Annotated in this window: 8 protein-coding genes; 3 read left to right on the top strand and 5 right to left on the bottom strand. The window is 61.2% G+C overall.

What is annotated here, in order from left to right; translation table 11 throughout:
* Positions 1 to 10: 10 nt before the first annotated feature.
* Positions 11 to 583: an alpha/beta hydrolase gene (locus LY254_RS07850; RefSeq protein ID WP_247476514.1), complete on the bottom strand. Its 573-nt coding sequence runs from the start codon at positions 581 to 583 to the stop codon at positions 11 to 13.
* Between the two features lie 25 nt (positions 584 to 608).
* Positions 609 to 2,591 (bottom strand): AarF/ABC1/UbiB kinase family protein, encoded by a 1,983-nt coding sequence (locus LY254_RS07845; RefSeq protein ID WP_247476513.1) that lies wholly within the window; start codon positions 2,589 to 2,591, stop codon positions 609 to 611.
* A gap of 58 nt (positions 2,592 to 2,649) precedes the next feature.
* On the opposite strand from LY254_RS07845, the gene recN reads away from it, so the two are divergent.
* The 3 genes from recN to LY254_RS07830 all read left to right on the top strand — a co-directional run bounded on the left by recN (position 2,650) and on the right by LY254_RS07830 (position 8,318).
* Positions 2,650 to 4,323 carry a DNA repair protein RecN gene (gene recN, locus LY254_RS07840; protein ID WP_247476512.1) on the top strand — a complete coding sequence of 558 codons (1,674 nt, stop codon included), beginning with the start codon at positions 2,650 to 2,652 and terminating at the stop codon, positions 4,321 to 4,323.
* Positions 4,324 to 4,349: 26 nt separating this feature from the next.
* Complete coding sequence (gene uvrA, locus LY254_RS07835) at positions 4,350 to 7,304, top strand: excinuclease ABC subunit UvrA (RefSeq protein ID WP_247476511.1); 2,955 nt, start codon at positions 4,350 to 4,352, stop codon at positions 7,302 to 7,304.
* 132 nt (positions 7,305 to 7,436) lie between these two features.
* A complete protein-coding gene (locus LY254_RS07830; RefSeq protein WP_247476510.1) occupies positions 7,437 to 8,318 on the top strand; it encodes a hypothetical protein in 882 nt (293 codons plus the stop codon).
* Between the two features lie 88 nt (positions 8,319 to 8,406).
* Here the strand turns inward: LY254_RS07830 and LY254_RS07825 are convergent, their stop codons facing one another.
* Genes LY254_RS07825 through queG form a run of 3 tightly spaced genes read right to left on the bottom strand, consistent with a single transcriptional unit; the run spans position 8,407 to position 12,715 of the window.
* Complete coding sequence (locus tag LY254_RS07825; RefSeq protein WP_247476509.1) at positions 8,407 to 10,893, bottom strand: DNA topoisomerase (ATP-hydrolyzing) subunit A; 2,487 nt, start codon at positions 10,891 to 10,893, stop codon at positions 8,407 to 8,409.
* Positions 10,894 to 10,918: 25 nt separating this feature from the next.
* Positions 10,919 to 11,806, bottom strand: coding sequence for a tetratricopeptide repeat protein (locus tag LY254_RS07820; protein WP_247476508.1), 888 nt, complete (start codon positions 11,804 to 11,806; stop codon positions 10,919 to 10,921).
* A 21-nt stretch (positions 11,807 to 11,827) separates the two neighbouring features.
* Positions 11,828 to 12,715: a tRNA epoxyqueuosine(34) reductase QueG gene (queG, locus tag LY254_RS07815; RefSeq protein ID WP_247479811.1), complete on the bottom strand. Its 888-nt coding sequence runs from the start codon at positions 12,713 to 12,715 to the stop codon at positions 11,828 to 11,830.
* Positions 12,716 to 12,755: the final 40 nt, after the last annotated feature.

Below are 12,755 nucleotides of genomic sequence, written 5' to 3'. Positions count from 1 at the left end.
GGACCCGAATCTACGGGGCAGCCTTGTTGTCGCCCCTCAGCCCATCCAGGGGCGAATCGGAAAAGAAGGAGATCAACTGGCTGATGGATTTGGCTTTTTCGAGCACGTTCATCAGCGCCGGAATGCTGACCTCCAGCTCATCGACCGGGTAGGCCTGCATGAAGCTGATCGCATTGATCTTGTCGTCGCCTGCCACCAGGGCATTGATCACACCGGCTCGTAGGGCGGGGATGCCTGCTCCAGGGGCTTTGAGTGGATAGATGATCTTGGCCACCCGGGCCAGGATCGCTTCGCCAAGACGGGTGTTCAGCAAGCGGCTGGTGAGCACCAACGGGATAGCGAGCTCCGCCTTCAGCAGCTTGGAGACCTCCTTGGGCTCCATCTTCGTGAGGCTCAGCAGATCCGAGAGCAGACCCCTGGCCTGATCGGTCTCCGCCAAGTATTCGAAGTCCGCCACTGGGATCGAACGCCGGAAGGCCCCGGTGACGAACACCACGTTCTCCGCCGCTAGCGTTGGCGTCCCACCGAGCAAGCCCAAGCCAAGCGCTGCAGCGAGGAGGCGCTGGCGTTTGCAGGTCGGCATGGGGCCTCGAAACAGTGAGGTGACCCTAGGCCGGACTCACCAGGACGTCGCGCACGAGCCTGACCATGCTGCGTTCAGCCAGTCCTTTGGCCATCTCTGTCCCCATGCGCCGCAGTTCGGTTTCCTGGAGAAGCCTTGGGACTCGTTTGAGCAGCAATTGCGGATCGAATCCAGGCAGTTGGTTGAGGATGGCCACGAGGCGTTGGATGGGCTCAAGGGAGAGCAACTCCACGTCGCTGGCGGTGATCGCCACGCGATCCCGCAGACCAGGTGGCCTCAGGGCCCGAGGCAAGCGTTGGCTCAGACGGACCGCGGTTTGCCAGCCCAGGGCGTCGAGTTGGTCGACAGCAGCTTCGACGAGCTGGTTGCGCAGCAGACCCGCCTTAGGGGAGAAGAGGAAGTCGAGGACTTGATCGAGCAGTCCCTCCAGGTCCAACTGGCTGCCGCTGGCGGCACTGCTGATCAGGTTGTCCAGCCGCTGCCAACGGAAGATGTCGCCGTCGAACAGCATTTCTTTGAGGCTGTTGCGCAGCTGCGGATCCGGGTCTTCCATCAGCCGGCGGGCGAAATAGGGGTAGGCCGCACCGAGGATTTTGAAATCGGGATCGACGCTTAAGGCGATGCCCTCGAGCGTCACCAGGGAGCGAATGATCAGTGCGTAATAGGGGGGAACGCGGAAGGGGAAGCGGTACATCACACCGCTGAGGTCGTCCGTGACGGCTTTGAAGTCCATCCGGCTGACGCCCATTTCCAGCGCTTGGCCAAAGACTTGCTCAAAGGCCGGAACGATCGGCTCGAGATTCACGTCCTCCGCCAGGAAGCCCAGGCTGACGAAGTCATTGCTCAGCTTTCCGAAATTGCGGTTCACCAGGTGGACCACCGCTTGGATCAGGCCGGTGCGGCTCTCACGGCTGACCTCGCTCATCATTCCGAAGTCGAGATAGGCCAGGCGACCATCAGCCAGGGCCAGCAGGTTCCCGGGGTGGGGATCGGCGTGGAAGAAGCCGTGCTCCAGCAGTTGCTGCAGGGAGCAGTTCACCCCCACGGTGACCATGTCGTCGGGGTCGATCCCGAGTTCGCGAACGGCTTCGAGGTTGGTGAGTTTGACCCCGTCGATCCACTCCATCGTCAGCACGCGCCTGGCCGTGGCATCGCGGAAGATCCGGGGTACGGCGATACGGGGGTTGTGGGCGTGGAGCTCTGCGAACGTTTCGGCGTTGGTCGCCTCGTTGCAGTAGTCCATTTCCTCGAACACCCGCTTGCCCAGCTCGTCGATCAGGGCCACGAGGTCCGAGCGGATCAAGCCGATGTTGGTGTTCAGCCAGGCCGCGATGTTCCGGACGATGTAGAGGTCCAGGGTGATCTGTTCCCTCAGTCCTGGGCGCTGAACCTTGACGGCAACCTTCTCGCCGCTGAGCAGAACACCCCTGTGGACTTGGCCGAGGGATGCCGCTGAGATCGGCTCCCGTTCCAGCTCGGCATAGATCGCTGAAATCGGAGCACCGAGGTCTTCTTCGATGCAGGCCATCGCCAGGCCCGAATCGAAGCCGGGCAGTTGGTCCTGCAGTCCGGCAAGCTCCTCCAGTAGGAGTGGCGGAATGATGTCGGGGCGGGTGGAGAGGGCCTGACCGGCCTTGATAAACGCTGGACCCAGGGAGGCCACCAGATCAGCTGCTTCCTTGGCCCGCGCCCGGGCGTACTCGGGATCCTTGAGCCTGCGGGTCAGCCAGTCGAAGCCGACACCGAAGAGATAGAGGCCGATTGGAACCAGCGTTTGCCAGAGCCGGCGGATCAAACGTTGAGGTGCGCCGGCGTAAATCCGACTGATGGCTGCTGGGTCGTATTCGAGGAGACCAGCGGCCTCGATGAAGTCGGAGAGCTCCTCGCGCTGGGGCTCCACCGTTTTGGTCGTTTTAGCAGGGGTGTTCGGTTCGGCGTCGTCACCGAACACGCTGCGTTGCATGGCAGCCGCCGCTGCTTCGGCAGGGGTGAGGCCGGTCTCTGACATGACCCCCTTCTAAACGAAAGAGACAGCCGCTACGGTCGGGCCCAACACCAGGCTGCTCGTGCTTACCGGTCTGCGCCTCGAGAACATTGCTCTGATCGAGGAGCTGCAGCTGGAGTTTGGAGAGGGCTTCACGGTGCTAACCGGTGAGACCGGAGCCGGTAAGTCCATTCTTTTGGATGCCCTGGATGCCCTACTGGGTGGGCAGGGGCCGAGGCTGTTGCGACAGGGCAGCAGCAAAGGGGTGATCGAGGCCAGTTTTTCCCTCAGTCCTCCCCTGCAGGAGTGGTTGAACGAGCAGGAGTTGGAGTGCGACGAGGAGGAGTTACTGCTGAGCCGCGAATGGCGCCAGAAGGACGATCGCCTCAGCAGTCGCCATCGACTCAATGGCGTTGCGGTCAACCGTCAACAGATTCAATCCCTGCGCCCCCTTCTGTTGGACCTGACCGTTCAGGGTCAGACCCAACAGTTGGCTCGGCCTGGTCAACAGCGCCGTTGGCTGGACCGTTTTGGTGGCGCTGAACTCCAGCAGCATTCAGCTCCCGTTCAGGAGAGCTATCGCTCCTGGCGCCAAGCCTCGGCGGCCCTGGAGCAGGCCAAGGCTGATTGGTTGACCCTGCAGGCCGATTTGGAGCGTCAGCAACAGCTTTTGGATGACCTGGAGGCGGCGCAGCTGGAGGACCCTTCAGAGCGCAGCCAGCTGGAGAACGAAGAGAACCGTCTCGCCCATGGGGTGCGTCTGCAGGAAGGGGTGATGACCCTGATGGGACGGCTGGTGGATGGCGCTGAAGAAGCGCCATCCGTGTTGGACCATCTGGCGGCCTGTGAGGCCGAGTTGGCTCAGATGCAGCAACTCGATGGCAGCTTGTCGGCGGTGAGCGCTCGCTTTGGCGATGGCTTAGCGGAGCTCCAGGACTTCATCCGTGAGCTCGATCGCTATGGCTCGACCCTCGAGAGTGATCCAGACAGTCTGGGACAACTGCAGGAGCGGATGGCCTTGCTCAAGACGCTCGAGAGGCGCCATGGCAAAGATTTGGCCGAGTTGATTGCTTGGCGCGATCAATTGCGTGAGCAGCTGGTCCCCGGCGGTGCTCAAGCCAGCCTCGAGGCTTTGGAGCAGGACGAACTCCAAGCCCGTCAGCGGCGTGATCGTTGCAACGCCCAACTGACCCAGGCGCGCCGCGCTGCCGCTGAGGCCTTGGAACAAGAGCTGATGCAGGCCCTGCGGCCGATGGGTTTGGCCAACGTTCGCTTTCAAGTCGGTATCGAGCCCGCGGCCCCGGGGGAAGAGGGGGCGGACGCGGTGCAGTTCCTGTTCTCCGCCAACCCCGGGCAGCCGTTGGCTCCCCTGTCTGAGGTGGCCTCAGGCGGTGAGATGTCGCGCTTTCTCTTGGCGTTGAAGACTTGCCTGGCCGCGGCGGATCAGCACGTCACCCTGCTCTTTGATGAGATAGACACCGGTGTCAGCGGCCGAGTGAGTGGTGCCATGGCTGAGCTGCTGCAGCGCCTGGCCCAGCAGCGCCAGGTCTTTTGCGTGACTCACCAGCCCTTGGTCGCCGCTGCTGCGGACCATCACTTCCAGGTGGCGAAGGAGGTGCGGGATGGGATGACCCACACGCGAGTGTCCCAACTGCGGGACACTCAGGCTCGGCAGGCGGAACTGGCGGAATTGGCCGGTGGTGATTTCGGTGAGACCAGGAGCTACGCGGCCAGCCTGCTCAAACGCGCTGCCTAGACTTCATCCCTCTTAGAGCCGCCTGGATGCCCCGCGCCCTCGCCAAAAGCGTGAACGAGAAGGCTGCGCTTCAGGCCCTCAACGGCGGCTCCTTGGAGGATGTGATCCGGGTGCGGGGTGCCCGTCAGCACAACCTCAAAAACGTCGACGTCACGATCCCCCGCAACCAGCTGGTGGTCTTCACCGGGGTGAGCGGCAGCGGCAAGAGCTCCCTCGCCTTCGACACGATCTTTGCTGAGGGCCAACGCCGCTACGTCGAAAGCCTCTCGGCCTACGCCCGGCAGTTCCTTGGCCAGGTCGACAAGCCCGATGTGGATGCAATTGAGGGCCTCTCTCCGGCCATTTCGATTGACCAGAAGTCCACGAGCCACAACCCCCGTTCCACGGTGGGAACGGTCACCGAGATCCAGGACTACTTGCGTTTGCTATTCGGCCGCGCAGGGGAACCCCACTGCCCCGAGTGCGATCGCTCGATTCGGCCCCAGTCGATCGACGAGATGGTTGATCAGATCCTCACCTTGCCGGAGGGCACCCGTTATCAGCTTCTGGCGCCCGTCGTCCGCGGCAAAAAGGGCACCCACGTCAAGCTGTTGAGTGGCCTTGTGGCCGAGGGCTTTGCCCGGGTGCGCATCAACGGTGAGGTGCGTGAACTCGCCGACAACATCGAGCTCGACAAGAACCACTCCCACAACATTGAAGTGGTGGTGGATCGCCTGGTGGCCCGCGAGGGCATTCAGGAGCGCCTGACCGATTCCCTCCGCACCGCCCTCAAGCGCGGCGATGGCTTGGCCTTGGTGGAGGTGGTTCCGAAGTCCGGTGAAGAGCTTCCGCCCGAGGTGGAAAAGGAGCGCCTCTATTCCGAGAACTTCGCCTGCCCGGTTCACGGTGCGGTGATGGAGGAGCTCTCGCCGCGGCTGTTCTCCTTCAACAGTCCCTATGGCGCCTGCGCGGATTGCCATGGCATTGGCCACCTGCGCCAATTCACTAAGGAGCGGGTGATCCCTGATCCTTCGCTGCCGGTGTATGCGGCGGTGGCCCCTTGGGCGGAGAAGGACAACTCCTATTACTTCTCCCTGCTCTATTCGGTGGGAGAGGCCTTTGGCTTTGAGATCAAGACCCCCTGGAATGAGCTGACCGAGGAACAGCACGACGTGCTGCTCAACGGCTCAAGGGAGCCGATCCCGATTCAGGCCGACAGCCGTTACCGGAAAAACCAGACCTATCTGCGGCCGTTCGAAGGGATCCTGCCGATCCTCGAGCGCCAGCTGCGTGACGCCAGCGGTGAGTCCATTCGCCAGAAGCTCGAGAAGTACCTGGAGTTGGTGCCCTGCTCCACTTGCCATGGTTTGCGGCTCAAGCCCGAGGCATTGGCGGTGCGGGTTGGTCCCTACCGCATCCATGAGCTGACCAACAGCAGCGTCGGCGAGAGCCTGCGCCGCATTGAAGAGCTGATGGGCGTTGAGGGCCCGGCTTTGCTCAACGCCCGTCAAATCCAAATTGGCGACTTGGTGTTGCGGGAGATCCGCATGCGCCTGAAGTTTCTGTTGGATGTGGGCCTGGACTACCTGAGCCTGGATCGTCCGGCGATGACCCTCTCTGGTGGTGAGGCCCAGCGCATCCGGCTGGCCACCCAGATCGGTGCAGGTCTGACGGGCGTGCTCTACGTGCTCGATGAGCCGAGCATCGGTTTGCACCAGCGTGACAACGACAGGCTGTTGAACACCCTCGTGAAGCTCAGGGATCTGGGCAACACCTTGATCGTGGTGGAGCACGACGAGGACACCATTCGCGCCGCCGATTACATCGTCGACATCGGCCCGGGCGCCGGAGTCCATGGCGGCAAGATCGTTGCCGAGGGTGACTTCGAGACCCTGCTCGCGGCTGAGGAGTCGTTGACTGGCGCTTACCTCAGTGGTCGTCGGGCTATTCCGACCCCGGCTGAGCGCCGTGCCAGTGGATCCCGCAAGCTCACCTTGGTGGGTTGTGCGCGGAACAACCTCAGCGGTTTTGACGTGGAGTTCCCCCTGGGCCGTTTGGTTTGTGTGACCGGGGTGAGCGGCAGCGGCAAGAGCACGATGGTCAACGAGCTCCTGCACCCCGCGCTGGAGCACAAGCTCGGCATGAAAGTCCCCTTCCCTGCAGGGGTTGAGGACCTCAAGGGCATCAAGGCGATCGACAAGGTGATCGTCATTGACCAATCACCGATTGGCCGAACGCCTCGCTCCAACCCAGCGACCTACACCGGAGCGTTTGATCCGATCCGACAGGTCTTTGCCGCGACGGTCGAGGCCAAGGCTCGCGGCTACGCCGTCGGTCAGTTCAGCTTCAACGTCAAGGGCGGTCGCTGCGAAGCCTGCAGCGGCCAGGGCGTGAACGTCATTGAGATGAACTTCTTGCCTGACGTCTACGTCCAGTGCGACGTCTGCAAGGGTGCTCGCTACAACCGCGAGACGTTGCAGGTCAAATACAAGGGCCACACCATCGCCGATGTGCTCCAGATGACGGTGGAGCAGGCTTGCGAGGTGTTCTCAGCGATCCCGCAGGCGGCCGATCGGCTGCGGACCCTGGTGGATGTGGGCTTGGGTTACGTCAAGCTCGGCCAACCCGCACCGACCCTCTCCGGAGGTGAGGCCCAGCGGGTGAAGTTGGCGACCGAACTCTCGAAACGCGCCACCGGCAAGACCCTTTATCTGATCGATGAGCCGACGACGGGCCTGAGCTTCTACGACGTCCACAAGTTGATGGACGTGATGCAGCGCTTGGTGGACAAGGGCAACTCGATCTTGGTGATCGAGCACAACCTGGATGTCATTCGCTGCTCCGATTGGATCATTGACCTTGGTCCCGAGGGTGGCGACAAGGGTGGCGAGATTGTGGTGACCGGCACTCCCGAAGAGGTCGCGGAGAATCCGAGCTCTCACACCGGGCGCTACCTCAAGCAGGTTTTGGAGCAGCACCCGCCGCAGGCGGTCGCTGCCTGACGCATAAGCTTGGGCATGTCTGATTAAGTGATGTAACTAGCCATGACAAATATGCTGAACACTAAAGTTTCAAGGTCGGCTTGTTCCGGGTAATCTCTTAGGCTCTAAAATTGTTTCAGTAGATCGATTGTCATGATAAGAGCATTGCTGGGAAACTACAAAAATCAAACAACAAGCGTTCTCCAGAGGATCCATACAAGGCTTCTCCGGGTTGGATTTAAAAATGGAAAGCGTGTAAATTTTGGATCAAAATCGGCAAGCGCCAAAACTTTCTATCCAGAGCTTGCACTCAGGGCTGCCATTGATCCATCTATATATAGTGTCTTTAGAAGGCATCATCTCTATACTCCAATTCTCGAACATGTATCTCTAAAGGATGCTTCTTTGTATCTTAATATCATTAAAGATGTTTACCATCTCGCAGACGATGAGATTTATCAGGCGACGGAGCCTTTGCAATGTATCGGCTCGCCTTATAAAATTCATCTTGATCGGCTTCGTATGCCAATCTCTACGACGTCACTTCGTTACCTAAAAGTTGCTCTAGAGATTAAAGATAAGCTCAAGGATGGCCCTTCTCCTGACTTAGTTGAGATTGGTTGTGGCTATGGAGGGCAGGCAGTTGTCCTGGATAGGATTATGCATATTAATTCCTACACGTTTATTGATCTCTGGCAGGTAAATTACTTAATTCAACGTTTTATCGAAGATGCTGGAATAAACTGTAAATACAGACTGGCTACTCTTGGAAGTCTTGATGGATTGGGCTCTTGGGATATGGTTATCAGTAACTATGCCTTCAGTGAACTTCCGCAGTCTTTGCAGCTAAAATACTTTGATCAGGTGTTGAGTCTTTCCCGTCGCGGCTATCTGATTATGAATAGTGGGGTGGACGGCAAATTTGACGATATCAATAATTTGCCCCAGGATTCTCTCCTTAAGTTGATTCCAGGATCAAGCATAACAGACGAAATTCCCGTTACGTTTTCAGAAAACTATCTTCTCGAGTGGTAGCCAGAATCCTAATTCCATTGTGAATTGGTATTATTTGTTAGTGTGTTTAGCCTGGGTCTTGTGGAAGATCTTTTTTGGTGATATCTCTCTAACTTGTTATCAAGCTGAATATTACTCTTATTTTACTGGACGATCCCATATTGATCTTTTTGAGGGCATTGTGGTCAGACTCAAGTGAGATTCTTGAATTTTGACCATCCTCGAGGATTACACATAACAGCCCTCCGCTGAATTCTTGAAGATCGATCAGCTGATCGCCCCGTTGCTCAAAGCGCAGGCAGATCTGTCCAAGATCTCCCCGCTGGCAGCGGCGGATTTCTGCGGCATGAAGCTTTTTGAGCAGACCCTGCTGAGTTGCGAGCAACACGCTGTCCTCCGCTTTCAGCGTTGCAGCACTCACCACATGCTCACCAGGTAGAAGGCGCAGCAGCACAGGCCCTTGGGCGTTCCTGCCCATCACCGGCAGGTTCTCTTCGTTGACTTCTAGGCGCAGCAGGCGACCGGTGCTGCTGCTCACCACCAGATCGTCGCCGTCCTGACAAAGCACCACGCGCTTAAGACTTACTCCTTCCTTGAGCTTGAGGATTGAGGTCGCCCGACCCGAGAGGTCTTGGAATTCAGCCAGAGGAAGACGCTTGAAACGACCATCACTGCTCAGCAGGCCAACGCTCTTTCCTTCCGCTTCTTGCGGGAGCGGCAGCAGTTGGACCACCCGCTCTCCGCTCATCCCCTCGGGTAGGAATTTCTCGAGGGTGCCAGGGTTCTGCCCGGCAAACTCCCAGCGCAGCAACGCCACACGACCTGCGTCCGTGAAGGCCAACAGCGCAGGCCTGCTGCTGATCGGCAGGATCAGGCGTGCTGGCGAGGGGTTGTCGCCAAGAGGTGCCGGCTCATCGAGGTGAAGTCGTCCTAGCAATTGGGGGCCAATCACCTTCACCTGCCCATCGGCCTGGATCACCAGTCGGCCATCGCTGGGCAGCCCTTCAAAGGCGCGCTGGCGCAGTAGTTCCGTGTTGGGCCGTTGGGCTGCGGTGCGTTGGGCGACTAGCTCATCACCACCTTCCACCAGCCGCGTTCGGCGGGGGGTGGCAAAGCGCTTTTTCAGGGCCTTGAACTCCGCCACCATGGTGTCGAGCAGCGCCGGACGTTCATCCAGCAGGTGCCGAAGGCGGGCTCGCTCCTGGCGCAGGTCGTCCGCCTCCTTGCGCAGGCTTTCCTGCTCGAGGCCCGTCAGCCGTCGCAGGGGCATGGCGAGGACCGCATCGGCCTGGCGCTCATTGATGTCGAGGTGGACCTGCAGGCTGGCCTTGGCGTTGGAGGCATCGGGTGCGGCGGTGATCATCTCGATCACCCGTTGCAATGCATTGAGGGCGGTGATCAAACCCTCGACCACTTCCAAGCGATCTTCCGCACGCTTGAGGGCGTGCTTGGTTCGCCGAATGATCGTCAGCTCCCGGTAGTCCAGGAACTCCTGCAGGAGCTGGCGCAGGCTCAGTTGGATTGGCTTTCCGTGGACGAGGGCCAGCAGGATCGCGCCGTAGTTGCTCTGCAGCGCCGTGCGCCGCTGCAGATCGGCCAACACCTTCTCTGGGTTGGCGTCCCGGCGCAGCTCCACCACGACCCGCATGCCGTCGCGGTCGGACTCGTCGCGAATGTCCGCGATCCCGTTGATCTTGCCGTCGTTGACCTGCTCGGCCAGCTTCTCGATCCAGCCCGCTTTGCTGAGTTGATAGGGCAACTCGGTGATCACCACGGCTCCGCGCTTGTGGCGTCCTTTGCCCGGCTGAATCTCCTCGATGTGGGCGACGCCCCGCATCGGGATGCTGCCGCGGCCGTAGAGATAGGTGTCGCGGAGGCCGCTGCCGGTGAGCACTTCGCCGCCGGTGGGGAAGTCAGGGCCCGGCACCAGCTCCAGCAGCTTCTCGTCGCTCAGCTCGGGCTTGCGCACCAGAGCAATCAAGGCATCCACCACCTCCCCAAGGTTGTGGGGAGGGATGTTGGTGGCCATGCCCACGGCGATGCCGGTGCAGCCGTTCAGCAGCAGGAAGGGCAGCTGGGCCGGGAGCACGGTTGGCTCCTGCTGGGAGCCATCAAAGTTGTTGGCGAAATCGACCGTGTCGCTGCCGATCTCATCGAGCATCGCCTCATTGGCGATGGGCGCTAGGCGCGTTTCCGTGTAACGCATGGCGGCCGGTGGATCGTCGTCCACCGAGCCAAAGTTGCCATGGCCGTCGAGTAAGGGATTGCGGCTTGCGAAGGTCTGCACGAGCCGGACCAGGGCGTCGTAGACCGCTTGGTCGCCGTGGGGGTGGTATTTGCCGAGCACGTCGCCCACCACGCGGGCGCATTTCCGGTAGGGGCGATCGGGGGTCAACCCCAGCTCGTGCATTGCAAACAGGATGCGCCGCTGCACGGGCTTCAGGCCATCGCGGGCATCGGGCAAGGCCCGTCCCACGATCACGCTCATGGCGTATTCCAGATAGGAGCGCTGCATCTCCTGATGCAGCTCAATCGGCTGGATACGACGCTCGTCGGATGGGTCGGGCAGCGGCTTTTCGGGACGCGCCTTGGCCATCCGAGGTCAGAAAGTGCGGCTCAGCCTACCGAGGTTGTTCCGCGGGCTCAGCATCGGCATTGGCCTGAGCCCGCTCCACATCGCCCTTCAAGCTCGCGTTCGCCAGCAGAACGCTGGTGGCTTCCCGCAGGCGCGTGCCCCAGAGCTGCTCCTGTTGATAGCTGCTCAGCACGTAGTTGGGATCACCCGCTAGGGCGCGCTTGGCCAGGTCCAGGCTCTCGCCGTTGCTGGGGTCTTGGGCATTGAGAGCCGCAGCCAAGGCCAACATCGGTTCTGCTGCCGTGGGCCGAATCGCCAGGACGGAGCGCCAGCGTTGGATCGCTTCGGCGTCCTTGCGCTGTTCGTAGAGCACTAGCGACTGGTTGTTGATGGCCTCCCAGAAGTCGCTGCGCAGCTTTGAGGCCCTCTCAAAGGCCGAGAGCGCCGCTTTGGATTCCCCCAGCAGGATGTAGCCGTTGCCCAGATCGAAGTAGGAACCGGCGTTCTTGCCGTCGATGCGCTGACCTTCGCGGATCAGCTCAACGGCGCGGGCCGGTTGGTTGGCTTTGAGGGCCAGGGAGCCCTGGGCAAAAAGGATCCCGGCATTGCGGGGGTCCAGGTTTCGCGCTTGCTCGAGCGATGCGGAGGCTTCGGCGTCCTCGCCGCTGCGCAACTGGGCTTCCGCCAGCAGCAGCCATCCCCGGGCATCCGTTGGGATCAGCTGAACGGTCAGCGCCGCGAGACTGGCGGCCTCTTCCGCTTGGCCCAATTTCAAGAGTCGGCTGGCGGCCTGGGCAATGCCCAGCCCCGCGGCTTCGAGGTTGCGCTCGCTGGGCAGCACGACGTAGGGCACCAGTGCCTTGGCGGGGGGGCCAGTGAGGCTTGCCAGCATCAGGGGCGCTGTGGCCAGAACCTTCAACCAGCGCGCGGCCATCGATGCAGGGCGATCGAGCGCTCAGCCTAGGGCTGCTGCAATGTTTCGCCTCCACATTGAGGGCTTGATCCGCCGCAGGGCGGAGGCCCGCAGCTTCTCGTCCCACTCGCTGTCGTTCCAGTCCAGGGCATCAGCCCCTTGGAGATCCAGCCACCACGGCCTGGGCTGCAGATCCGGATCGCTGCTGGAGACCAGGGCTTGCTGGTTCCAGGGGCAGACGTCCTGGCAGATGTCGCAGCCGGCCACCCAGCCGTTCAAGTCCGAGGCGATGTCTGCCGGCAACTGGTCCGCCCGGTTCTCGATCGTGTGGAAGGCGATGCAGCGGCGGGCATCGACAACAAACGGCTCGGTGATCGCCTGAGTCGGGCAGGCGTCCAGGCAGGCGCGGCAGGCCCCGCAGTGGGGCGTAGCGGGTTCATCAGCGGGGAGCTCCAGGTCGATCAATAGATGCCCGATCAGCAGCCAGGAGCCCCAGTCGCGGTTGATCAGGTTGCTGTGTTTCCCGATCCAGCCCAGGCCCGCTTCCTCGGCCCAAGCCTTATCCAGCAGGGGTGTGCTGTCGACGCAGGCGCGCCATTGGGTCTGCGGCTGGTTGCTCTCGAGCCAACGCCCCAGGGCCCGTAGGCGTCCATCGATCACCCGGTGGTAGTCCCGGCCCCAGCCGTAACGGGCCACCTTCAAGCTGCCGGGCGCAGGCTGGCGATCGACGTAGTAGTTCAGCCCCACCGCCAGAACACTGCGGACCCCAGGCAGCAAGGCCTCAATGGCTTGCCGTCTGGGGTCCTGCATCCAGGCCATCTCGCCCTGATGCCCCGCGCTCAGCCAGCGCTGCAGGGCGGCGTTGCGCAGGCGGATCCGCTCGCTACCGCTCGCTGAGGCAATCCCCACCAGGTTGAAGCCCAACTCCATGGCCTGGGCCTTGAGGGCGCTGGCCAGCTCTCCAGCCGGA

The sequence above is a fragment of the Synechococcus sp. NB0720_010 genome (assembly GCF_023078835.1).
GTDB lineage: Bacteria > Cyanobacteriota > Cyanobacteriia > PCC-6307 > Cyanobiaceae > Vulcanococcus.
Note: the sequence above shows the minus strand (reverse complement) of the source record. Positions and strands in the feature narration are given on the sequence as shown.